Consider the following 23,683-nt stretch of genomic DNA (forward strand, 5'->3'; position numbering starts at 1 on the left):
TGCTGTCCGCCAAACAACCGGATTTATCATGCACCGCTACGCCAGCTTCCTGCTGATCGTTACCTGTCTCCTTCAATCCCCCGCAGCCATCGCTGCCATCACAACTACCCCGGTAACCACCGTGGAGCATGCCCTTGGTGAAGCAACCATCGCGGGCCGGCCTGATCGCGTGGTATCCCTGTATCAGGGCGCCACCGATACCGCTGTGGCGCTGGGGATCAAACCCATTGGCGTGGTGGAGTCCTGGACCGAAAAGCCGATGTATCAGTATCTGCGTGAAGACCTTCAGGGCGTGACCTATCTGGGACTTGAAACCCAGCCTGACCTGGAGCGCATCGCCTGGCTGTCGCCGGACCTGATTGTTGGCGCCAGGAACCGGCATCGCACCGTCTACCCCTTGCTGGAACGCATCGCGCCCACGGTGATACCGGGCAATGTCTACGACTTCAAGGCACTGCTTACGATGATGGCAAAGGCCACTGGCCGCACAGCTCGTGGTGAGGCATTGCTGACGCGCTGGCAGGAGCGGGTTGAGGATTTCAGAACCCGAATCCGCCAAAAGCTGGGTGAACAGTGGCCCCAGGAGGTGGCAATCCTGAGTTTTCGGGCCGACCATGCCCGCATCTACTACGGCGGCTTCGCCCGCTCCGTGCTGGACGAGCTTGGCTTCACCGCCCCAGCCTCCCATCGCCAGGAAAGCTGGGGCATAAAACTCACCAGCCAGGAAAGCATCCCGGCCATGGACGCCGAGGCCGTCTTCATCTTCATGGAGGACGATCCCGCCGTTCAGCGCACGTTCAACACCTGGTCCAGCCACCCCCTTTGGAATAACCTGAAGGCCGTGCGGCAAAACGACGTCTATCAGGTGGACCCGGTCACTTGGAACATGGGCGCTGGCATTATTGCCGCCAATCGGATGCTGGACGAACTCTACCAGCACTACGACCTCCACCAACCTGAACATCAGGGGTGCCCACGATGCTGACCACCCCACCGGCAAAAATGCTGGGAACCCTGCTCTGCCTGGGCCTGCTGCTGGCCGCCACGGTATCCAGCCTGATATTCGGTCACATTCCTGTATCGCTGGCAATGCTGATCAACAGCCTGACGGACTACGACCCCGGCTCACTCGAGCATCTGGTCATTCACTCGGAACGCTTTTCGCGAACCGTGACCTCCGTGGTCGTGGGTGCCGGCCTGGCCATTGCCGGAGCGCTGATGCAGACACTGACCCGCAATCCACTGGCGTCACCCGGCATTCTCGGCATCAATGCCGGCGCCATGTTTTTCGTGGTTGTCGGCGCCACGCTGTTTTCGCTGACCTCGCCATCGCAACTGGTATGGGCGGCCTTTATCGGCGCCGCCACGGCCGCCGTGCTGGTGTATTTCCTGGGGCAGGAAGCCGGGCGCGGTGTTTCGCCCGTGCGCACGGTGCTCGCCGGCGTCGCGGTGACAGCGCTGTTTGTCTCCTTTGCCCAGGGGTTGCTGATCCTCAACCAGGACCGTTTCGAAAGTATCCTGTTCTGGCTGGCGGGTTCCGTTTCAGGGCGCGACCTGGATGCGATAGCGCCATTGTTGCCGCTGTTCGGCGGCGCCCTGATCCTCGCGTTGCTATTGTCCCGACAACTGAACCTGCTCGGGCTGGACGATGAGGTCATCCGCGGCCTGGGGCTCAGAGTAGGGCAGGTGCGATTGTTGATCGGTCTGGTGGTGATTGTCCTGGCAGGCACTTCGGTGGCCATGGCGGGGCTGATCGGCTTTGTCGGCCTGATCGTGCCACACATGGCCCGCGGCCTCTTTGGCACGGATCATCGCTGGCTGCTGCCCCTGTCGGCCATTATTGGCGCCACGCTGCTGCTGGCTGCCGACACCCTCGCCAGGCTGGTGATACCACCCCAGGAGATTCCCGTGGGAGTCATGACAGCGCTGCTGGGCACACCGCTGTTCCTCCATCTCGCCCGACACGTGAGGAAAGTATCATGAGCCGAACCCTGATACTTCGCTCCCGTAACGACCGCTGGTCGATCAAACTCAATACCAGAGTTCTGGTGGTCACCGGTGTGCTCGCAGTGTTACTGGCTGTCAGCAGTGTTCTCGCGCTTACATCCGGCAGCCATCCCACCTCGGTTACAGACGTACTCGCCACGCTGGTCGCCCCGGATCAGTCAGAGCTGGCACTGATTATTCTGGAAATTCGCCTGCCCAGAATATTCATGGCCATACTGGTGGGCGCCGCTCTGGGCTCAGCCGGTCTCATCCTGCAAGGTCTGGTGAGAAACCCGCTGGCGTCACCGGATGTCATTGGCATCACCAGTGGGGCGTCGGCCGCCGCGGTGCTGTTCCTCTGGCTCGGGGGTGTCACCGGAACCTCGCTGCTACTGGCGCCCGTCGCCATGGGGGGCGCCTTTGTCGTGGCCCTGGGCATTACGGCCCTGGCCTGGCAGAAGGGGATCAGCCCCGCCAGGCTGGTGCTGGTGGGCGTCGGGCTGGCAGCCGGGCTGACCGCAGTGACCACCCTGCTGTTGGTCCTGAGCCCCGATGCCACCGCAATGAACGCCTATATCTGGCTCACTGGCAGCCTCTACGCCTCGCAGTGGCACGACGTCACCGCCCTGACTCCCTGGCTGATGGCGTGCTGGCCCCTGGCGCTGATCAAGCTCAGACACCTCGATGCACAATCCATGGGGGAAGATATGGCGCTGGGCCTGGGTAGCGCCCTACAGGGCCATCGTTTGCTGTTTCTGATGCTGGCAGTGGCCCTCGCTGGCTCTGCCGTGGCCTATGCCGGGGCGGTCGGGTTCATCGGCCTGATTGCGCCACACATGGCGCGACGACTGGTCAACAGTGGCCACACGGGGCTGTTGCCCATCGCGGCACTGATCGGCGCATTGATTCTTCTCTATGCGGACTGGGTGGGTCGGGTAGCGTTCATACCCAGGGATCTACCGGCCGGCATTTTCGTTGCGGGCATCGGTGCGCCCTTCTTCGTGTACCTGCTGTACCGACTCAGGCGGGAACTGGGGTGACAGTAAAAACCCGGAGCACTGAGACCCCGGGCTTTGGGATGCCGACTGCTCAGAAGTCGAGCTGATAACCAAGGGTGACGGTGCGGCCACGGCCCTGGAAATAGTACTCGTCACTCACCCGGGCAGACTGGGAGTAGTACGTGAAGTAGTCCTTATCCAGCAGGTTCTCGATGCCCAGGGAGAACTTCCCGGCACGGGTCCGGTAGGCCATAGAGCCATCCACCAACCCGTATCCGTCGAAGTCCAGGTCATCTCCTTCGATGTCCCGGTCCAGGAACTGGGTGAACTGAAGGTGGCTCGACAGCCTCTTCGTCCAGGCAGCTGACCAGCTCAGTTTCAGGGTTTCCGGCGCAATATTGATGCCGCTCAGCTCAGTGTCTACATCGCCATCACCGTCGGTGTCGGACTCACCATCCGCATAGGTGTAGGAGAACGCCAGGTTATGCGCGTCGTTCAGGTCCGCATCGGCGGTGATTTCCACACCCTGGATCTCGGTTTTTTCCCGGTTGCCGACCCAGGTGCCGTTCACTTCCGTCAGGCGCTCACCAAAGTCGGAATCCGACTCGTAGTAACTCACCTCAAAGTGATAGCGGTCCCAGTCGAAACGGCCACCAATCTCACGGTTATCAGTGATGATCGGCTCCAGTACCAACAGATTATCAACGTCCTGCCCCGCGTCGCTGATTCCCCTCAGTACACGGCCAACATCTGGCATGCCGAAGCCCTCGGAATAGTTCGCAAACAGCTGCAACTGGTCCGTCGCCTGATAGACAACACCCGCATTGAACAGGGTTTCATTGAAGTCCGGATTGCCACCCTGGACGGTGACGTTATCCTGGGTGACATTGCTACGGTCGATGGTGTTGTAGGTGTCGACCTTAAGCTCCGCATGTTCATAGCGGACACCGGTGTGCAGGGTCAAACGGTTGGTGACCGCAACATCGCCCTGCAGGAAGGCTGCGTAGTTGCGGAACTGCGATTTGGGTACGTAGGTACGCCCGGTTTCCACCAGCGTCTGGCGGGTTTCATCCTGAAGAACATCCAGCCCCGTTGTCAGGGTCAGGTAATCGTTCAGCAGGCCGTCGCGGGTGAGGGTGAACTTGGCGCCCACCTTGTCGGATTCATTACGGGTCTGGTCGAGCTGATCGTTGCCGTTGGCGTCCACATAGGGGAAGAACGGCGTGGTGGCAAACCGGGCCCGGAAGGTCTGGCTGTATAGCTGGGTATCCACCTGGTTGCCCAGCCAATCGCCGTGCGAGTAAGAAAGGCGAGCGGTGGTGACTTCGTTCTCTCCCGGTTCACCATCAATGATGCCTGGACGTGCTGTTGTGGGTACTCCGTTGTCGCGGTCGCCGGGTACCGGTACGTAACCGCCTTTGCCTTCCAGTTGGAAGCGGTTGATGAAAAACTCCACGTTCTGGTCGTCATCCAGCCAGTAACCCAGCTTGGCCAATACGTCATAGCTTTCGGTGTTCTGGAGTTCACCGGGATAGGCCACCCCGATCAGGCGGTCCTCGCCATCGTAGAACACGCCGCGCTCCTGAATGTTCCCGCCCAGAAGATAGTCCCAGCGGCCCTGCTGACCGCTGATCCGGTAGCCCACTTTGTAACCCTGGCCATCGGAGTCCACGTTGTCGTCACTGGTCACGCTGGCCGACACAGACTGGGAAACCTCACCGCTGTCGGGCCTGCGAGTTACAAAATTGATGATGCCACCCGTCGCACCCAGGCCGTGCTCCGCACTGGCACCGTGGATTACTTCGATACGCTCGACCATATCCAGATCGATGGTGTATCTGTCCCGCGCGCTGTCCCGCAGTGGATTGCTCTGCGGCACACCGTCCACCAGGAACAGGGGTGACCGGCCCCGGAAGGTTTCACCGGCGTTGGACAGTTTCTGACGGCCCGGAGAGTAGGAAGGAATCAGGTTGCTCAGCACCTGGCCGGGGTCATTGGAAATCGCCTGCTGTTGTTCGATCTGCTCGCGGGTAATGATGGTTGTCTTCTGCGGAGTCTCTCCCGCTGTGCTTTTGTTGCGGGTGGCCGTGATAACCAGGTCCGGTAACGCTTTGGCGTTGTCGCCGGATTGGGTATTGGACGAAGATTGCGCCAGTGCAGAACCGTGAACAGCCGCTATGGCCAGCGCCAGCAGCAGGGGACGTGACTCCGGAGTTTTCATAGACAAATCTCGAATGGTTAATGCATTTTGCCCGCACCCTTCAGGATGACAGACATTACCTCATGTTAACGAGGTGCAAATGCTAACAATTCTCATTGTCTAAATCAAAACCATCAGTTCTTACAACGAGAGGCGCTCGACGGCCAGCCGGGAAACGGCATTCAACTCTGCCCCGTCCGACGTTGCATAATCGCTGATCTGCTGTTTCATACTCCGGGCCCAGAACTTCCTGATGTGGGTGGCGACCACCTCCGCCGCCTCGACCTCATCGCCATGATGGAGGTTGTTATCACTGATCTGGTTGATCATCTTGATCAGGTTCCGCAACTGCTGGTCACTCATGCTCGCGTTCCTCGGAAGGTTGGCCACTGTCGCCCCGATTGTAGATGACATGCCGCCCAGGGCGGGCGAACCCGATCAGGGTCATGCCGGCCGTTCGCGCTTCCCGGACCGCCAGTGCCGTGGCCGCAGAGACAGCCACCAGGCAACCAATACCGACACTGGCACTTTTCTGCACCATCTCGAAGCTGGCGCGACTGGAAACCAGTGCAAAGCCATCGTCGAAGGCCGACTCGCCCTTCTTGTGTATCCGTGCGCCGATCAGTTTATCGAGTGCGTTATGACGGCCGACATCTTCCCGAACCAGTTCGATGCGGCCCTGGCTATCGCACCAGGCTGCACCGTGGGTGGCGCCGGTCTGTTCCTGCAGGGGCTGGTAGTGCCGAAGGCTGCTCAGAGCGCGCTGAACGTCTTCATCATCCGGTATCGGGCGAAGCGGCACGCGGGGGATCGCCCGGACCGCATGGGCCAGGGATTCGGTGCCGCATAGCCCGCAGCCGGTTCGTCCGGTCATATTCCGTCGCTGTTGGCGCAAATGGGCAAAACAGTCGCCGGCGATGTGCATCTCGATAGCGATGCCCTCGTCGACGGCATGTACGTTCAGGTTAAACAACTGCCCGGGGCTGTCGATAATGCCTTCGGTCAGACTGAAACCCAGTGCAAAATCCTCCAGATCACAAGGCGATGCCATCATTACCGCATGGGATATGCCGTTATAAACCATCGCCACCGGCACCTCTTCGGCGACACTATCCTGACCGGGGGCGCCCTCAATACCGCCATGAACCTCCACCGGGAGGTCACAGGACGCTGGCGCACCCTTCTCAGGGTCTGGCCCCATCACTGGCATGACTGCCAGCTCCGGGTTATTTGAGTGCCGTGGCATCGGGTTGCTCCATATGGCTGGCCGACGGTTCCAACAACCCTTGCTGGCGCTGGTCAAACTGCTCGAAGTGGCGTTGCCATTCCGACGGCTGCGAGACCTTCTCCACCTGCACCGCAGTCACCTTGTATTCCGGGCAGTTGGTGGCCCAGTCAGAGCTGTCGGTGGTGATCACATTGGCACCGCTGCCCGGGTGGTGGAAGGTGGTGTACACCACCCCCGGCAACATGCGATCACTGATTCTTGCCCGCAGGACCGTCTGGCCCACACGGCTGGTGATGCCCAGCCAGTCGCCCTCGCGGATGCCCCTGAGTTCGGCATCGCTGGGATGAACTTCCAGTACATCCTCCTGATGCCACTGGCTGTTCTCGGTGCGTCGGGTCTGGGCACCGACATTGTACTGGCTCAGGATGCGACCGGTGGTCAGCAACAGCGGGAACTTGCGATTGGTTTTTTCCTCGCTGGCAACATACTCGGTGACCGCAAACTTGCCCTTGCCGATCGGGAAATCGAGGGTGTGCATGGTGGGCGTGCCGTCGGGATGCTTGTCGTTACAGGGCCACTGGATGCTGCCCAGTTCGTCCAACTTGTCGTAACTGACACCGGTAAACGTCGGCGTCAGGCGGGCGATCTCATCCATGATCTCGGACGGATGACGGTACTGCATCGGATAGCCCAGCGCGTTCGACAATGCCATGGTGACTTCCCAGTCTTCCAGGCCCGCCACCGGCGCCATCACTTTACGCACCCGGTTAATGCGGCGCTCGGCGTTGGTGAAAGTGCCGTTCTTTTCCAGGAACGTCGAACCCGGCAGCAGCACATGGGCGTACTTGGCGGTTTCGTTGAGGAAGATGTCCTGCACGATCAGGCAATCCAGCGAACTGAGCGCCGCCTCCACATGCTGGGTATTGGGATCGGACTGGGCAATGTCCTCGCCCTGCACATACATGGCCTTGAAGCTGCCGGCGATGGCGGCATCAAACATGTTGGGAATCCGCAGGCCCGGCTCATCGTCAATGGCCACATTCCAGGCCTCCTGAAACCTGGCTCGAACGGCCGGGTCGCCCACATGCTGATAGCCCGGCAGTTCGTGGGGGAAGGAGCCCATGTCGCAGGAACCCTGAACGTTGTTCTGGCCCCGTAACGGATTCACGCCAACGCCTTCACGGCCGATGTTGCCGGTGGCCATGGCCAGGTTGGCTATGCCCATCACCATGGTCGAACCCTGGCTGTGCTCGGTGACCCCGAGGCCGTAATAGATGGCACCATTACCCGCTTCGCCATAGGACCGCGCGGCCTGACGCACCAGGTCGGCCGATACTCCAGTGACCGCCTCAAGGGCTTCCGGAGAGTGTCGCTCCTCGGCAATGAATTCCCGCCATTGTTTGTACTGCCTGGGCTCACACCGGCTTTCGATGAACGCTTTGTCTTCCAGGCCCTCGGTCACAATCACATGGGCCAGGGCATTGATCATCGCCACGTTAGTGCCCGGGCGTAGCGGCAGGTGAATGCCTTCGGTGCCGTGGGGTGTTTTCAGCAGGTCGATGCGGCGTGGATCAATCACAATCAGCTTCGCGCCCTGGCGCAGCCGCTTGCGCATCTGGGAGGCGAACACCGGGTGGGCGTCGGTGGGGTTGGCACCGATTACGATCATGGTGTCAGCCTTCATCACCGAGTCAAAGGTCTGGGTCCCGGCGGACTCGCCCATGGTGGTCTTCAGACCGAAGCCGGTGGGTGAATGACAGACCCGCGCACAGGTATCGGTGTTGTTGTTGCCGAACGCGGCGCGGATCAGCTTCTGCACCAGATAGGTTTCCTCGTTGGTGCAGCGTGAGGAGGTGATACCACCGATGCTTTCCCGGCCATATCTGGCCTGGGTGTCCTTGAGTTTCGTCGCGGAGAACTCGATGGCCTCCTCCCAGGACACCACTTTCCAGGGGTCGTTGATGGAGTCCCGGATCATCGGCTCCTTGATGCGGTCCTTGTGGGTGGCATAGCCAAAGGCAAAGCGGCCTTTCACGCAGGAGTGACCGTGGTTGGCATCGCCGCCCTTGTAGGGAACCATGCGCACCAGCTGGTCGCCTTTCATCTCCGCCTTGAACGAGCAGCCCACGCCGCAGTATGCACAGGTGGTGACCACGCTGTGCTCGGGCTGGCCGGCGTCGATCACGCTCTTTTCCATCAATGTGGAGGTGGGGCAGGCCTGCACGCAGGCGCCGCAGGACACGCACTCGGAATCCATGAACGGATCGTTCTGGCCCGCAGATACCTTGGAGTCGAAGCCGCGGCCGTCAATGGTCAGGGCAAAGGTGCCCTGCACTTCCTCGCAGGCACGCACGCAACGGGAGCAGACGATACATTTGCTGGGGTCAAAGCTGAAATAGGGGTTGGAGTCATCCACTTCGGCGTTCAGGTGATTATCACCCTCGAAGCCATAGCGGACTTCCCGCAGGCCCACGGCGCCGGCCACGTCCTGCAGTTCACAGTCGCCGTTGGCCGGGCAGGTCAGGCAGTCCAGCGGGTGGTCGGAAATGTACAGCTCCATGATGTTGCGCCGCAGCTTCGCCAGCTTGCCGTTCTGGGTGGTGACGGCCATGCCCTCGGACACCGGCGTGGTACAGGAGGCCGGATAGCCGCGGCGGCCCTCGATCTCCACCGCGCACAGGCGACAGGAACCGAAGGCTTCGAGGTTGTCCGATGCGCACAGCTTGGGAATGTTGATACCCGCCAGGGTGGCTGCCCGCAGCACCGAAGTGCCTTCGGGCACTGCGATATCGGTGCCGTCAATGGACAGGCTAACCAGGGTTTCGGAGGTGCTGGGCGGCGTACCATAGTCGATATCGGGGTTCAGGCCGCCTGTACCTCGGTTAAAAGTGCCCGGATCAAAATATTGCAACATCGTTATTGCCTCCACTCGCATCGGTCAGGCCGTCAGGTCGTCCGGGAAATGTTTCATCACGCTCTGTACCGGGAACGGGGTCATGCCCCCCATTGCACACAGGGAACCGTCGACCATGGTCTCGCACAGCTCTTCCAGCAGAACCAGATTGGCCTCACGGTTCTCACCGGCGCGTATCCGGTCAATCACTTCCACACCACGCACCGATCCGATCCGGCAGGGCGTGCATTTGCCGCAGGACTCCACGGTGCAGAACTCCATGGCGAACCGGGCCTGCTCTCCCATGTCCACGGTGTCGTCAAACACCACCACGCCGCCATGGCCGATACCCGCGCCAAGCTGGCCGAAGGCCTCGTAATCCATGGGCGTGTTCCACTGACTTTCCGGCATATACGCCATCAGCGGGCCGCCCACCTGGACCGCTTTCATGGGGCGGCCCGAGAAGGTGCCGCCACCGAAATCTTCGAGGATCTCCCGCAAACTAACGCCAAAAGCCAGTTCGATCAGGCCGCCCTGGCGGATGTTGCCCGCCAACTGGATCGGCAGGGTGCCCCGTGATTTCCCCATACCGTAGTCCGCATAAGCATGGCCACCCTGAGCCAGAATGAACGGTACGGCGGCAAACGACAGTACGTTATTGACCACGGTGGGCTGGCCGAACAGCCCTTTGATCGCGGGCAGGGGCGGCTTTGCTCGAACCAGGCCGCGCTTGCCCTCCAGGCTTTCCAACAGCGAGGTCTCCTCACCACAGATGTAGGCGCCCGCCGCCAGCCGCACTTCCAGATCGAAGGCACGACCGCTGCCCCGAACATCCTGGCCCAGATAGCCTTCGGCTTCGGCACGACGAATCGCTTCATTCAGAATGCGGTGCGCCACCGGGTATTCCGACCGCAGATAGATGAATCCCTGGGTCGCCCCAACCGCCAGCCCGGCAATGGTCATGCCTTCGATCAGCATGTAAGGGTCACATTCCATGGCGAGCCGGTCTGCGAAGGTGCCGGAATCACCCTCATCGGCGTTGCAGACGACGTATTTCTGCTGCTGCCAGGGCTCATCGTGTACGGTCTGCCACTTGATACCGGTGGGAAAGGCTGCGCCACCCCGACCACGGAGGCCGGAGACTTTGACCTCGTCGACAATGCCCTGGGGCTCCACGCTGATCGCCGTTTCCAGGCCGTCAAAGCCGCCATGATCACGATAGTCGGTAATCGACAGCGGATCGGTGATGCCAATACGGGAAAAAGTCAGGCGTTGCTGGCGTTTCAGGTAGGGAATATCGGCCACCGGGCCAAGAAACAGAGGATGGCCGGACGCACCATCGAACAACCCGGCCTCCACCAGCCCCTGAACGTCATCCGGTTCCACCGGGCCATAGCCGATCCGGCCGCTGGCCGTCTCGACTTCCACCATTGGTTCAAGCCAGAACAACCCTCGGGAACCGTTACGAACCAGTTCAATAGCCACACCCTGAACTCCGGCATGGTGTTCTATCAGTCTCGCCACGTCATCCGCCCCCATGGACAGGGCGGTGGTATCGCAGGGCACGTAGATTCTGGTTGCCATCATCGATGCTCCCGTGATTACCGGATGTCCAGCGCGGACGTGGTGAGCTTGTCCGCCAGGCGATCAAACTTCTGCGGCGTCATGCGGCCGTGGATATCGTCATTCACGCGGATGGAAGGGGCACAGGCGCAGTTGCCCAGGCAGTAGACAGGCTCCAGGGTAAACTCGTTGTCGGCTGAGGTGCCGTGATAGTCCACCCCCAGGCGGTCCTTGATATGCGCTTCAAGCATGCGCCCACCCATGGCCTGACAGGCCTCGGCGCGACACACGTGAATCACCTTGCTGCCCACCGGATGAGTGCGGAAATGGTGGTAGAAGCTGATCACACCATGGACTTCGGCACGGGTCTGCTGCAGCGCCTCAGCGATGATGGCCACGGCGCCCTCGGGGATGTAACCAATCCGGTTCTGGACGGCGTGCAGGATGGGGAGCAGGGCGCCAGGCTTGTGTTTCAGGGCGTCCATTTCCGCCCGGACCATGTCAGGTGTCCAGTCGCGGGCGTAAGCCATGGCGCCGAGTGATTGCTGATTCACCTCTGACATATGCATACTTGTTCCTATTATTTCTTGTTCTGTTACAGTATCTGAACAGTAATAGCCATACGCTACCACTCCATCATCGCCGACGGAATATGAATAGGAATGCATAAGAAAAGGCTGTCTATTTCCCCTGCCTGGGTCTTCCGAACCGATAACGGTGAGCTGTTCGAGCCGGTATTATTCCGCCTGCTCGAAACGATCCGCGACAGTGGCAAACTGACCGCGGCGGCAGAGGCGGCCGGCGTGTCTTACCGCCACGCCTGGAACTTGCTCAATCGCAGTTCCGATGTTTTCGGAATGCCACTGGTGATCATGCGCAAGGGGCACGGCACCGAGCTGTCCGCCCTGGGCGAGAAATTGCTGTGGGCAGATCAGCGGGTCAAAGCCCGGCTCGGGCCTCAGATCGACAGCATGGCGTCCGAATTTAACGACCAGATCCAGCAACTGCTGGCCGGTGAGCACCCGGTCCTTCGTCTTCACGCCAGCCACGGGTATGCCGTGGCCCTGCTCCCGGAGTTCTCTGACCGCGTTGAAGTCAACCTCCAATACCGTAACCCCGAAGAGGCACTGACCGCCCTCAATCGCGGCGAATGCGACCTGGCAAGCTTTCACTTTCCCACCTGCCCGGAACGGGCCCGGGAGATCATGGCCCATTACCAGCATCAGCTGGCCGGCAAACGATTCCGGCTGATTCGTTTTGTCACCCGGCGCGAAGGCCTGATGATGCGCAAGGACGCCCCGGTGAAGGTCCATAACCTGTCGGAACTGGCCGCTTCCGGGCTCCGTTTTATCGGCCGTGATCGCCATTCCGGCACCCGCATCCTGTTCAACCTTCTGCTACGTCAGGCGGGACTCACTGAAAAGAGCATCAACCGCTCGCCTCAGCACGAGTTCACACACACAGCCGTCGCTGCCTTTGTCGCGTCGGGAATGGCGGATGTTGGCTTCGGCGTGGAAGCGGCGGCCAGCCAGTTCAACCTTGATTTCGTGGAAATGGCCAGCGAGCACTACCTCCTGCTCTGCCATGAAGAGCGGCTGGGGCAGGACAACCTGTCGCACCTGATTGAGCTGATGCGCTCGCAGGCCTTTATCGATCGGATCGAACACCTTCCCGGCTATGAGCCGGACAGTCCGGGAACCATCACTACCTTCGAACAGTTACTCGCAGGCACAGGCTGAACCGAGTCGAAAATCACCGTAAATGGTCGCGCATAAAAAAGCCGGACGTCGGTCACCCGACATTCCGGCTTTCTTGCGGATGGCGCCAGCCTGTGGCTGCTCAGTCTTTACGTAAATCCGGATTCAGCGTGTAGGTACCGGTCACCCGGGCGCTGGCCAGAACGTGACCTGCCATGGCTTCACGAACTGCGGCACCATCGAACTCACCATCCAGCCCCAGAGTTTCAACATCCAGCGCGTGCACTTCGTAGTGGTAATGATGGAGGATCTCATCGTTCCAGGGCGGACAGGGACCGTCGTAACCGGCATAGGTTCCTGCCATGTCGGGATTGCCAGCCAGGAACTGGGTGTAGTTGTTCACGCCACGGATACCGATCGGGCCCGGACCGGGCTCCTTGCCCTTGGGAATCACACCATCGCTGTCCTCGCCCTCGGGGATGCGGGACGTGGTGGCCGGCACGTCCACCAGCAGCCAGTGGAAAAAATCCACCCGGGGAATGTCCTTCGACACGGTTTTGCCTTCCTGATTGACGTCGTCCGCCACGCTGGGCACGTCCGGGTCAAACATCATCACCACGAAACTCCTGGTGCCCTCCGGCGCGTCTTCCCAGACCAGTTCCGGGTTGCGGTTGGGGCCAAAGCTCATGTGGTCCTGTTCGCTGTAGACACCAAACGCGAATTTCTCCGGCACCGGCTGGCCTTCTTCAATACCTCGAACCTTGATTTTCACAGTCCTGTTCTCCTGTACCCTTGATGGTTTTGCTTACCTGATAGCACGGTTTTAACAGTGGCGTTGTGGGTCTGTCCAGATCCATACCGTACCCAAGTCCAATTCTTGGCTGGCTCCAGGCGTGTTACGGTTGCTCAAGATTCGCTATGAAACCAGAGGAAAACCATGAGCCACGACAAGCCAACCAGGCCCCAGAACCCCGACAATCAACAGGACGAAGACGCCATTGCTTTCGCCCAGGGGTTGTTCGAACTGGCCCGGAATGGTGGTGCCGGCCCCCTCAGCGTGATGCTCAACGCCGGCGTACCCGTGGACATCCGCACCAACACCGGTGACAGCCTGCTGATGCTCGCCTGCAGCAACGGCCACAAAGACACCGCGCGCCTGCTGCTGGAACAGGGTGCCGACCCCAACCTGGCCAACGACCAGCTACAAACGCCCCTGGCCAGCGCGGTGTATCAGGGCAATACCGACATTGCAGACCTGCTGCTGACCTCCGGCGCCGACGTCGACCATCGCCCGGCAGGCGCCAAAACACCGCTAATGGTCGCCGCCATGTTCAATCGGGTGGATATGATTGGGCGTTTGCTGGAAGCAGGCGCGGATAAATCGTTGAAAGATGAGGATGGGCAAACGGCAGAGGATCTGGCCCGGACCATGGAAGCGAACGAGGCTATCGGGGCGTTGTCGTCGTAGCGGCAGAATCACGAACAAAACGCCTCAGCGTGACTTCGACCGTCACCGCCAGGGTTTCGAGTGTCTCGGCACGAACCCGCCCCTCCGCAGGCGCCCGGTAAAAATGCGGCGTCATCGCCAGCAGGTCGGCAATCGCCTCCTGGCTTTCCAAGGTCAGTGAATAACGAATCGTCTCTGTCCCCAGACTCAAAAAACCTTCAGGCACGTCAACAGCTGGCGGCTTTTCGGGTTTGAGCGACGGATAGATAATCTCCCGCAGTTCCCGCAGGTGATCGGGGCCAGCGTCGGCCTGGATCAGGATGCCGCCGGGTTTGAGCACACGGGCAAATTCGCTGTAGACGGGAAAGCCGAACAGGCAGAGTACGCGGTCCAGGGTGCCAGGCAATACCGGCAGGTTGGCATTGCTGCCCACCACCCAGCGCGGGCGCTTGTCCTGTTTGGCGGCGGCCAGGGTGGCCCATTTGGAGATATCCAAGCCCATCAGCGAGAACGACGCTTCCGGGTTTTCCGCCACCAGTTGCCGCAGGTAGTAGCCCTCACCGCACCCTGCGTCCAGACAGGCCAGCCTGGTGTCGCTGGCATTGCCGGGCATCACAGCTTTGCTGACGGCCTCGGCAACCGGCCGGTAGTAACCGGCGTTGAGGAAACGCTGTCGAGCCGCCACCATCTCCTTGCTATCACCCGGGTCCAGCGAGCGCTTCTTCTGGACCGGCAGCAGGTGCAGGTAGCCCTGGCGGGCAACATCAAAACTGTGACCAGCCGGGCAACGCCAGCAGGTACCGGACTGGTTCAGGGGCTCACCGTCCAACGGGCAGGCCAGGGCACTGAAGGTGTCCATACTCACAGGCTCGCGGCCTCCGGCCCTGACGTGCGGCTTGAGAAGCGGCGGATAAATGCCCAGAATAACGACGCAGCGATCAGACAAGGGACGCCACCGTGAAGGGCGAGATTATCCATTACACCCGGGACGCACTCGGTGGCATTCTGGTGGTCGACTATCGCAAACATCGGGTGATGACCTTTGATTCGGTGTTTGAGCAAAGCAAGATAGATCGCCGCAGGCCCCATCTTCCCGTTCATGAGTACAGCCGCGCCATGCTGTTGCCAGTTGCCTTTGCACAGCCCGCACACGCCACGATTCTTGGCCTCGGCGGCGGCGTGATGGCCAGTGCGCTGTTGCACCTGCTGCCTGACTGCCAGGTACACGCGGTGGAATTGCGGCCCCGGGTGCTGGAGGTGGCCCGCGAATACTTCAGCCTGCCGCATTCCGACAACCTGACAATGACCATCGGCGATGCCAGGGACGCCCTCGGCAAAGCGCCGGACGGTAGCAGCGACCTCATCCTGGCCGACATGTACAACTCCGACCGCATGAGCCCGGCCCAGGCCCAGCGGCAGTTTATCAGACAATGCAGCCGGGTACTTGGCGACGACGGCTGGCTCGCCATCAACTATCATCGCACGCCGGACATCAATGGTCCGTTGTTCCACCAGCTGCGCGCGGGGTTTGCAGTCCTCCTGCTGTTCAAGAGTAAAACCAACAACACGGTGATCTTCGCCAGCAAGCGCCCCTTTGAAGCCCTGCACACCAAAGACCCCTCCCTGGTGGCGCTGGAAAACCGCCTGCCTATCGACTGGCGACGTTTAATGGGGCGGGTGATTCGCCTGAACTGATCGACCTCTGCTTTCCTTCTCAGCCTTCATTTCTCCTCACAAAGTAGCACCTGCCCGGCCCGGAGGTCGCATTGTGCCCGCATGGCAAATCTCTAGCATGGATCTGACCAACAACAAGAAATCGATGGAGAGAGACCATGCCCTTGCGGCTATTGCTGCTGTTGGTCCTAGCCTGTTTTCCCCTGGCGACGTATGGCGCCCTGGACGATGAGAAGCAGACGTTAATCCAGGAACTATTCCCCAAGGCCACAGACATTCGTGACCGGTTGCCGGACTACCCGGTGTACCCGGTGTATCAGCTTCAGGAGCTGATAGGCTACGCCTACGAATCCCGCGATATCAGTCCACTCCAGGGCTTTGCCGGGAAACCCGTCAGCATGTTGATCGGGCTCGACAGCCGCGGCCGCTTTACCGGCATTCGCATTCTCAACCATCACGAACCGGTTTTTCTCCATGGGCTGGGCGAGGAGCCACTGTTCGAGTTCATTGATCAGTACGAGGGCCGCTCACTCACCGAACAGATCATTATCGATACGTCGGGCTCTCGCAGCGGCAAAAGCCCGGATGGCAACGTGGTGCATTTCGATGGAGTGAGCAAAGCCACCGTGTCGGTGCTGATTATTAACGACACAGTTCTCTCGTCAGCTCTCAAGGTGGCGCGGAAAAAACTGGAGGGGTTTACCCAGGCACCTGCTACCCGGGCGAAAACCGATCTCTACCAACCGCTGTCGTGGGCGCAACTGATCGAACGGGGGTACATCGGCCACTGGCGTATCAGCTCTGCGGCGATCGAACAGAAACTGGGCTCGCCCCTGGTGGATTATCCCGAGGCGTCGCAACCTGACCCTGGCGAGCCTTTCGCCGAGCTGTTTTTCGGCTACATCAACGCACCAATGGTGGGCCGCAATCTGTTGGGCGACGAAGGTTTCCAGCGGCTGAAAGAAAAGACGGGGCCAGACGCCCAGATACTGGCCGTCATGTCCCGCGGACTTTACCCACACCTACCGGATGACTTCACCCCAGGAAGCTCACCGGATCGCCTGGGATTGCAGCAAAATAGTCTGTCGCTGGACATTCGCGATATCAACGTGTTCGACCAGAACATACAGATCAACGCCGACGGCATGCCGGAGTTCGCCCGGACAACCCTGTTCCGGGTCGGCGGCAACGCAGGCTTCAATCCCGGTGCCGAAGCGACTCTGAAGCTGGGCGTCACATTGCGGAAGAATCACCTGGTTGCCGACAGCACCGAGCTGGAGATCCCGATGGCCTTTGCGCAGGAGCTGTTCGAAGCCGTCGAGGTGACACCTCGGCCAGAAGACAATCGCCAACCGGTGTGGATCGGGCTATGGAAGGAACGCTGGTTGACCATTTCCCTGTTGGTCCTCAGTCTCACCCTGTTGACGGTGTTCTTCGCCCGTCAGCGCACCCTGAGCCAATATCCGAAACTGGTGCATCGGTTCCGCTGGGGCTTTCTGTTCTTCACCCTGTTCTTTATCGGCTTCTATGCTCAGGGTCAGCTTTCGGTGGTGAATATCTACACCCTGTTCCTGGCCATCTGGGACGGTTTTTCACTCAACGTATTCCTGATGGACCCGGTGCTGTTTATCCTGTGGACCTACACCTTTATCAGCCTGTTTGTCTGGGGGCGCGGGCTGTTCTGTGGCTGGCTCTGCCCCTTTGGCGCGTTGCAGGAGATGGCGGCCTGGTTGGGCGAGAAACTGAAGCTCCGCCAGGTGAAAGTACCGGAAAAATGGCATCGGCGGCTGATTCTATTGAAGTACCCGATACTTCTGGTGCTGGTGGGAACGGCGTTCTATTCACTGGAACTGGCGGAGAAGCTGGTGGAAGTGGAACCGTTCAAAACCGGCATCACGCTCTTCTTCGTGCGTTATTGGCCGTTCGTCGGCTATGCCGTTGGCCTGCTGGTGGTGGGCATGTTCATCCACAAGTTCTACTGCCGCTACCTTTGCCCGCTCGGGGCCGGCCTGGCGGTTCTGGGCAAGCTACGCCTGTTCAGTTGGCTCGACCGGGTGGAGCTGTGCGGCAAGCCTTGCCAGCACTGCAAGAACAGTTGCGGAATCAATGCGATCCATAAAGATGGCCGGATTGATTACAACGAATGCATCCAGTGCCTGGAGTGCGTGGTGATTCTGAAAGACCAGAGCCAATGCGTGGACAAGGTGCTGGAGAAGAAACGCCAGCGGCAAGCGCAGATACTGGCAACGGATGCGGGCTGAACCGCACCCGTAGCGTCAGGGAATCGTTCCGTTACTTCTTCTTTTCCCAGGCAAACTTCTGGAATGGCTCGTCAACCGGCGTTTCCGCAATGTGGTTGATGTAGTTGCTCATGACTTTCTGGGACAGCACCAGGATCACTTCCAGTACCTGACGATGCTTGTAGCCAGCACCATAGAACGCATCCAGGTCTTCCTTACCGACATTGCCTTTCTTGTGCATGACAGCCAGCGTGAACGTCCTCAGGGCTTCAAGCTTGTTACTGGGCAGTGGCGTCTCGTCGCGCAGCGCGTTGATGATGTCGTCCGACACTTCCATCATCTTGGCGATTCCGGTGTGCGCCGGTACGCAGTAATGGCAGGCGTTCTCTACGTTGATGGTCTGCCAGACAACGGTTTTCTCATCATTGTCAAAACTGCTTTCCAGCACCAACCGGTGCAAGGTCTGATAACCCTCAAGAGTTCCTGGTGCTTCTGCCATGATCCCGTGCAAACTGGGAATCATGCCAAAGCCCTTGACTGAATTTTCCAGAAGCGGTTTTGATTTTTCAGGCGCCGATTCGACATCGTGAATGGTGAAATCCGTCATAACACTCTCCTTTCGGTTAATATTGAGCGTTCATTCAATTACAGACCCACGGTAACTGTTTTTGAGCGATCACTCAAGTTATCATTACGAGGAATTAAATCACCCGTCGTTGGCAGGTACCCATGGCCAGAAACGCTCGTTACGATCGACAAATCGCGCTAGACAAAGCAATGAACCTGTTTTGGGAGCGGGGCTATGCCGGCGCTTCCATGAAGCAGATTGAGCAGGCTCTGGACATGCGCCCTGGCAGCATTTATGCAACCTTTGGCAGCAAGGATGGACTGTTCAGCGAAGCGCTGGCTGCCTATGCACAGAGAAGCGGGCTGGAACTGCGCGAGCACCTGGCTGGAAGTCCGTCGGTGATGGACGGGCTGCAGGAGCACCTTCGTTGCATCGCACGACAGGCCAGCCCCGGCGGCGAGTCGCCATCCCGCGCCTGCATGGTCGTTAAAACCCTGCTCGAAGCCAGTAACACCAATACGGCCATTGCAAACCAGGCGAATTCGATCCTGAGCGCTATTGAGCAGGCTCTGACTGAACTTCTGGAGCAGGCGAAACTCCAGGGCGAGCTGGCACCGGGAACCCACTGTGCCCGGCTGGCAAGATTGCTTCAGGCACAGATCATTGGCCTCCGGTCTTTTGCCCAACGGGAGATCAGCCCTGAGCAGGTCGCTGAGCTTGCCGAAGACATGGCAGCCATGCTCGATCACTATCGTGCCCGCCACTAGACTCCGCCCGCTCCGGTCCTGCCCCGGATATAGGTACTAACGGCGAATTGTCCCTGCCACAACAGTGCGTTAGCATTACCGCTCTGTGTCGTTGCCTTCCCCAGTGAGGACAGCCAAGGGTTTTTGACGAGAGTTCTTGGCTATCTTCACTTCAGGAACCCTTGTCATGGATAATCTGCATCACATCGTCGTCGTAGGCGGCGGCGCGGGCGGTCTTGAGCTGGCCACCCGCCTCGGCAACAAACTCGGAAAGAAACGCAAAGCCCGTATCACCCTGGTCGACGCCGGCCTGACCCACGTCTGGAAACCCCTGCTCCACGAAGTGGCCTCCGGCTCGCTTGATGCCAACGCCAACGAAATCAACTACCGGGCCCACGCACGCAAGCATCACTATGAATTCCAGCTCGGGCGCATGAACGGCCTGGATCACAACGCCAGGGAAGTGATCATCGCGCCATTCCACGATGAGGACGGGGGCGAAGTCGTGCCGGAACGCCGCATCGGTTATGACACCCTGGTGATTGCCGTGGGCAGTACAGCGAACGACTTCGGAACCCCCGGCGCCCAGGATCATTGCCTGTTCCTGGACAGCCTCAACCAGGCCCGGCGTTTCCACAACCTGATGCTTAACGCATTTTTGCGTAAAAACCACGATGCCCAATCCGGCAATGGCCATGAACTGCCCATCACCATCATTGGCGCCGGCGCAACCGGCGTTGAACTGGCAGCGGAACTGCGACTGGCTTCCAGGGAACTGCCCATATACGGCATGAACCACCTGCGGCCGGAGGATGTATCCATTACCGTTGTCGAAGCCGCTGACCGCATTCTGCCGGCGCTGCCGGCCCGGCTCTCCGAGGCTGCAACCCGCGAACTGGATCACCAGAATGTCAGGGTGATGACTGGCGAACCCGTCAGCGAGGTCCGCGATGGCGTGGTGGTGCTCAAAGACGGCACGGAAATCGCCTCGGAGATGACCATCTGGGCCGCCGGCATCAAGGCGCCTGCGTTCCTGGCTACACTGGACGGCCTGGAAACGAACCGTGGCAACCAGATCAAGGTGAAGCAAACCCTGGAGGCCACCACGGCTCCGGACATCTTTGCCTTTGGCGATTGCGCGGAGTGCCCCCAGCCCCAGTCAGAACGGCCCGTACCACCGCGTGCTCAATCCGCGCACCAGCAGGCAGACACTCTTTTCAAGACCCTGTGTCATCGACTGGAAGGCCGTGAGGCGGTTCCGTTTGTCTACAATGACCATGGCTCGCTGATCAATTTCAGCCGCTACACCACCGTGGGGAACCTGATGGGGAATCTCTCCGGTCGCAGTATGTACATCGAGGGCAAAGTCGCGCGCCTGTTTTACCTGTCGCTCTACCGCATGCACCAGGTCGCGCTGCACGGCGTCGTTCGAACCGGAATCATCTGGTTGATGGACCGGATAAGCCGGGCCATGCACCCTCGCCTGAAACTGCACTGATCCGCTCGTGACCCTGCTATCATCGAGACATATTCCCAGGCCGGAGCAGGAATGGATCCGCTAGTTACTCTGATCGGCGCTCTGATGCTGGTCATCAGCATCATGCTCAGCCCGCTGTCCAGCAGGCTGGGCATGCCGGTACTGCTGATTTTTCTCGTGGTCGGCATGATCATGGGGGAAGACGGTCCCGGTGGCATCCTCTTCGACGACTTCGAGCTGGCGTTCCTGATTGCCAACCTGGCGCTCGGCGTGATCCTGCTGGATGGCGGCATGCGCACCCGGGCAGAAACCTTTCGTGTCGGTCTCCGCCCGGCATTGGTACTCGCCTCCGTTGGCGTATTCCTGACCGCCTCCGGGGCCGGCCTGGTGGCCTGGTGGGTGTTCGACATGCACTGGCTGACAGCACTGCTGATCGGCGCCATTATCTCCTCCACCGACGCAGCTGCGGTGTTCTCGCTGCTTCAGGGGCGCGGCCTTCATTTGAACGAACGGGTCAGTGCAACCCTGGAAATCGAGTCCGGCAGCAACGACCCGATGGCGATTTTCCTGACCCTGATGCTGGTCACCATGATTGAGGCAGGCGGAACATCCGAAGGCTGGATGGCGCTGATGATGCTGGTGAAGCAATTCGGCATTGGCGGTGCGGTAGGCGTCGCCGGCGGTTTCATCGTGGTGGAACTGGCCAACCGGGTTCGGCTGACCCCGTCGCTATACCCTTTGCTGGTGGTGGCCGCCGGCATCATGGTGTTCTCCGGCACGAACGCGCTCGGAGGCAGCGGTTTCCTGGCGATCTATCTGGCCGGTGTGGTGGTTGGCAACCGCCCGGTTCGAATGATGCCGATGATTCTCCAGGTTCACGATGGCCTGGCCTGGCTGGCCCAGCTATGCCTGTTCCTGATGCTGGGGTTGTTGGTCACGCCCTCGGAACTGTTGCCTCTCGCCGGGGGCGGTCTGGTCCTGGCGCTGGCGCTGATTTTCCTGATCCGGCCGCTGACGGTGATGGCAACGCTCTGGCCTTTCGGTTTTAACCGGCGCGAACTGGGTTTTATCAGTTGGGTGGGCTTGCGAGGCGCCGTGCCCATTGTACTGGCGTTATTCCCGATCATCGCCGGGCTGCCGGAGGCGCAGCTCATCTTCCATGTCGCCTTCTTCATCGTACTGGTGTCGCTGGTGGTCCAGGGGACCACCATGGCGCCATTGGCCAGGAAGCTGCGACTGGAAGTCCCCGCCGGTGAAGATCCCTACCGCCGCCTGCCCCTCGATGTCCCGGCCGCCGGGGACCACGAATTGATGCTGTTTCCGCTCCGGGGCGGCGCCTGGGAGTCACCCAGACCCCTGGGCCAGCTCCGGTTACCGGACAACACGGCCATTGCTGGCGTTTTCCGCAAACGGACGTGTTATCAGCCGAGCCCGGATATGGAAGTCGCCAGCGGCGATGTACTGGCAATGTTTGCAACGCCAGCGATGCTGTCCGAGCTGGGCAAAGCCCTCAGCGGTCGCCATGCACCCAAATACCTCGCCGAGCGCGCCTTCTTTGGCGACTTCGTGCTCAATGGTGATGCTCTGCTGGGGGATGTGGAGCAGGTCTACGGCATCGAGTTTGACCAGCTGCCCCCGGAGCTTTCCCTGGCCGAGTGCTTCGCCCGTCGCACCAAAGGGCATCCGGTGGTAGGTGATAAGGTGGTACTGGGCCCCGTTACCCTGGTCGCAAGGGCAACCGAGGCCGACCGGGTGACGAAGGTAGGCCTGAAAATGGACAACCAATAAAAATCTTTAACAAAAACACTCAAAACCCTGGTTCGATTCACAAAAGTCCTGTGCTATAAAGTGTACAAAGATTAATCATTGACTCCTTATGCTACTGAAAATGTCGATTTCACTCTCCGGCACCGGCCGGTCCTCAGTTGCCATTGCCAGCTTTCTGGCCTTTGCTTTCTCGTTGTTGCTGGCGCCCCTATCCCCGCTATCGGCATCGGAGCTGCCGATGGGTGCCATGGATGAAACGCCGGAAGTCAGCGAGGTTCTGGTTCGCAAGGAAGAGCGCAGGCTTTACCTGCTGTCCGGTGACCAGGTGGTGCGCAGCTACCGTATCGGGCTGGGCGACAACCCCTCGGGGCACAAGCTCTACGAAGGGGATAAGCGCACCCCCGAAGGCAAATATGTGTTGGATTGGCGCAACTCCAACAGCGATTTCTACAAATCCATCCACATTTCCTATCCCAATGCTGAAGACCGCGAGCAGGCTTCTGCCTGGGGGCTCGATCCCGGCGGTAGCATCATGATTCATGGTTTGCCAAACGAGGCCGGTGATATGGCATTCGCGTTCCTCGGATTGGACTGGACCGATGGTTGCATCGCCGTCAGTAACGAGGAAATGGACGAAATCTGGCAATTGGTGGCTGATGGTACGCCAATACGGATTGTCCCCTGACACTGATCCAATCCCCGCTTCATGCGTAGATTCTTGCTGCAATATTAAGTTGTTGTCATAACCTAGGAACTTTTACGTATCCTTAGTTAACATTTCTGTCTAGACTGATTTACACTGTTTGACGATGTCGTTAGCCAAACGCTAACGACCCCGTTTTGACAGAATGTCTGCACCAACGACTTCTGGAACGCAGGAAATAAAACGACCAATAAGGGGATATACAATGCGTAAACTGACGATCGCAGGGTTTGCACTGGCCACCGCACTGACCGCAGGTTGTGCGACAACCGACCAGGGCGCTCTCGACGAAGCAAATGCAACCGCTTCTTCCGCCGAGCAGACCGCTGAAAATGCACTGAACACCGCTAACAGCGCTTCCAGCGCTGCACGCTCCGCTCAGCGCACTGCTGACGAAGCACTGGCTGCCGCCAAGGCTGCCCAGAAGGCTGCTAACGAAGCCAACGAGCGCGCCAAGCGTATGCTCGAGCGTGCCAGCCAGAAGTAAGGCTGTTAC

General features: G+C 59.8%; 21 protein-coding genes. 12 read left to right on the forward strand and 9 right to left on the reverse strand.

Annotated features, from left to right (window positions below):
- The first annotated feature begins 28 nt into the window (after positions 1–28).
- Genes AXW11_RS10040 through AXW11_RS10050 form a run of 3 tightly spaced genes read left to right on the forward strand, consistent with a single transcriptional unit; the run spans position 29 to position 3,026 of the window.
- Entirely contained in the window at positions 29–985 is a 957-nt protein-coding gene (locus AXW11_RS10040; protein WP_041332803.1) for an ABC transporter substrate-binding protein, read from the forward strand.
- Positions 979–1,983 carry a FecCD family ABC transporter permease gene (locus tag AXW11_RS10045; protein WP_091642608.1) on the forward strand — a complete coding sequence of 335 codons (1,005 nt, stop codon included), beginning with the start codon at positions 979–981 and terminating at the stop codon, positions 1,981–1,983. The genes AXW11_RS10040 and AXW11_RS10045 overlap by 7 nt, the downstream gene beginning before the upstream one ends.
- Entirely contained in the window at positions 1,980–3,026 is a 1,047-nt protein-coding gene (locus tag AXW11_RS10050) for a FecCD family ABC transporter permease (protein ID WP_091642611.1), read from the forward strand. The genes AXW11_RS10045 and AXW11_RS10050 overlap by 4 nt, the downstream gene beginning before the upstream one ends.
- 49 nt (positions 3,027–3,075) lie before the next feature.
- On the opposite strand, the gene AXW11_RS10055 is transcribed toward AXW11_RS10050, so the two are convergent.
- From AXW11_RS10055 to AXW11_RS10080, 6 genes are all read right to left on the reverse strand, one after another.
- Entirely contained in the window at positions 3,076–5,205 is a 2,130-nt protein-coding gene (locus AXW11_RS10055) for a TonB-dependent receptor (protein WP_091642613.1), read from the reverse strand.
- Positions 5,206–5,325: 120 nt separating this feature from the next.
- A complete protein-coding gene (locus AXW11_RS10060; RefSeq protein ID WP_041332800.1) occupies positions 5,326–5,547 on the reverse strand; it encodes a formate dehydrogenase subunit delta in 222 nt (73 codons plus the stop codon).
- Positions 5,540–6,430 carry a formate dehydrogenase accessory sulfurtransferase FdhD gene (gene fdhD / locus AXW11_RS10065; protein ID WP_041332797.1) on the reverse strand — a complete coding sequence of 297 codons (891 nt, stop codon included), beginning with the start codon at positions 6,428–6,430 and terminating at the stop codon, positions 5,540–5,542. The genes AXW11_RS10060 and fdhD overlap by 8 nt, the downstream gene beginning before the upstream one ends.
- Positions 6,411–9,326: a formate dehydrogenase subunit alpha gene (gene fdhF / locus AXW11_RS10070; RefSeq protein ID WP_091642616.1), complete on the reverse strand. Its 2,916-nt coding sequence runs from the start codon at positions 9,324–9,326 to the stop codon at positions 6,411–6,413. Before fdhF ends, fdhD begins: the two co-directional genes overlap by 20 nt.
- Positions 9,327–9,350: 24 nt before the next feature.
- Positions 9,351–10,889 (reverse strand): formate dehydrogenase beta subunit, encoded by a 1,539-nt coding sequence (locus AXW11_RS10075; RefSeq protein ID WP_091642706.1) that lies wholly within the window; start codon positions 10,887–10,889, stop codon positions 9,351–9,353.
- Between the two features lie 17 nt (positions 10,890–10,906).
- Positions 10,907–11,398: a formate dehydrogenase subunit gamma gene (locus AXW11_RS10080; RefSeq protein ID WP_036207823.1), complete on the reverse strand. Its 492-nt coding sequence runs from the start codon at positions 11,396–11,398 to the stop codon at positions 10,907–10,909.
- A 132-nt stretch (positions 11,399–11,530) separates the two neighbouring features.
- On the opposite strand from AXW11_RS10080, the gene AXW11_RS10085 reads away from it, so the two are divergent.
- Complete coding sequence (locus tag AXW11_RS10085) at positions 11,531–12,607, forward strand: substrate-binding domain-containing protein (RefSeq protein WP_036207622.1); 1,077 nt, start codon at positions 11,531–11,533, stop codon at positions 12,605–12,607.
- A gap of 100 nt (positions 12,608–12,707) precedes the next feature.
- On the opposite strand, the gene AXW11_RS10090 is transcribed toward AXW11_RS10085, so the two are convergent.
- Positions 12,708–13,337, reverse strand: coding sequence for a YbhB/YbcL family Raf kinase inhibitor-like protein (locus AXW11_RS10090; protein ID WP_091642618.1), 630 nt, complete (start codon positions 13,335–13,337; stop codon positions 12,708–12,710).
- Positions 13,338–13,502: 165 nt separating this feature from the next.
- On the opposite strand from AXW11_RS10090, the gene AXW11_RS10095 reads away from it, so the two are divergent.
- Complete coding sequence (locus tag AXW11_RS10095; protein WP_041332793.1) at positions 13,503–14,033, forward strand: ankyrin repeat domain-containing protein; 531 nt, start codon at positions 13,503–13,505, stop codon at positions 14,031–14,033.
- Here AXW11_RS10095 and AXW11_RS10100 read toward each other — a convergent pair.
- Positions 14,011–14,958 (reverse strand): putative RNA methyltransferase, encoded by a 948-nt coding sequence (locus AXW11_RS10100; protein WP_341456180.1) that lies wholly within the window; start codon positions 14,956–14,958, stop codon positions 14,011–14,013. The genes AXW11_RS10095 and AXW11_RS10100 overlap by 23 nt on opposite strands.
- 11 nt (positions 14,959–14,969) lie before the next feature.
- Here AXW11_RS10100 and AXW11_RS10105 point away from each other — a divergent pair, with 11 nt between their 5' ends.
- Both AXW11_RS10105 and AXW11_RS10110 read left to right on the forward strand, forming a co-directional pair.
- Positions 14,970–15,707 (forward strand): spermidine synthase, encoded by a 738-nt coding sequence (locus AXW11_RS10105; RefSeq protein WP_091642621.1) that lies wholly within the window; start codon positions 14,970–14,972, stop codon positions 15,705–15,707.
- A 137-nt stretch (positions 15,708–15,844) separates the two neighbouring features.
- Positions 15,845–17,947, forward strand: coding sequence for a NosR/NirI family protein (locus AXW11_RS10110; RefSeq protein WP_041332791.1), 2,103 nt, complete (start codon positions 15,845–15,847; stop codon positions 17,945–17,947).
- Between the two features lie 31 nt (positions 17,948–17,978).
- Here AXW11_RS10110 and AXW11_RS10115 read toward each other — a convergent pair whose 3' ends face one another.
- A complete protein-coding gene (locus tag AXW11_RS10115; protein ID WP_041332790.1) occupies positions 17,979–18,533 on the reverse strand; it encodes a carboxymuconolactone decarboxylase family protein in 555 nt (184 codons plus the stop codon).
- Between the two features lie 122 nt (positions 18,534–18,655).
- On the opposite strand from AXW11_RS10115, the gene AXW11_RS10120 reads away from it, so the two are divergent.
- From AXW11_RS10120 to AXW11_RS10140, 5 genes are all read left to right on the forward strand, one after another.
- Entirely contained in the window at positions 18,656–19,261 is a 606-nt protein-coding gene (locus AXW11_RS10120) for a TetR/AcrR family transcriptional regulator (protein WP_091642624.1), read from the forward strand.
- A gap of 166 nt (positions 19,262–19,427) precedes the next feature.
- Positions 19,428–20,738 carry an NAD(P)/FAD-dependent oxidoreductase gene (locus tag AXW11_RS10125; protein ID WP_036207642.1) on the forward strand — a complete coding sequence of 437 codons (1,311 nt, stop codon included), beginning with the start codon at positions 19,428–19,430 and terminating at the stop codon, positions 20,736–20,738.
- 51 nt (positions 20,739–20,789) lie between these two features.
- A complete protein-coding gene (locus tag AXW11_RS10130) occupies positions 20,790–22,505 on the forward strand; it encodes a potassium/proton antiporter (protein ID WP_041332786.1) in 1,716 nt (571 codons plus the stop codon).
- 217 nt (positions 22,506–22,722) lie between these two features.
- Entirely contained in the window at positions 22,723–23,169 is a 447-nt protein-coding gene (locus tag AXW11_RS10135) for a L,D-transpeptidase family protein (RefSeq protein ID WP_226910032.1), read from the forward strand.
- 223 nt (positions 23,170–23,392) lie between these two features.
- On the forward strand, positions 23,393–23,674 hold the full coding sequence (locus AXW11_RS10140; protein ID WP_007154661.1) for an Lpp/OprI family alanine-zipper lipoprotein: 282 nt from the start codon (positions 23,393–23,395) through the stop codon (positions 23,672–23,674).
- The last annotated feature ends 9 nt before the right edge of the window (positions 23,675–23,683 follow it).

Source organism: Marinobacter sp. Hex_13 (assembly GCF_001566815.1).
Lineage (GTDB): Bacteria > Pseudomonadota > Gammaproteobacteria > Pseudomonadales > Oleiphilaceae > Marinobacter > Marinobacter salarius.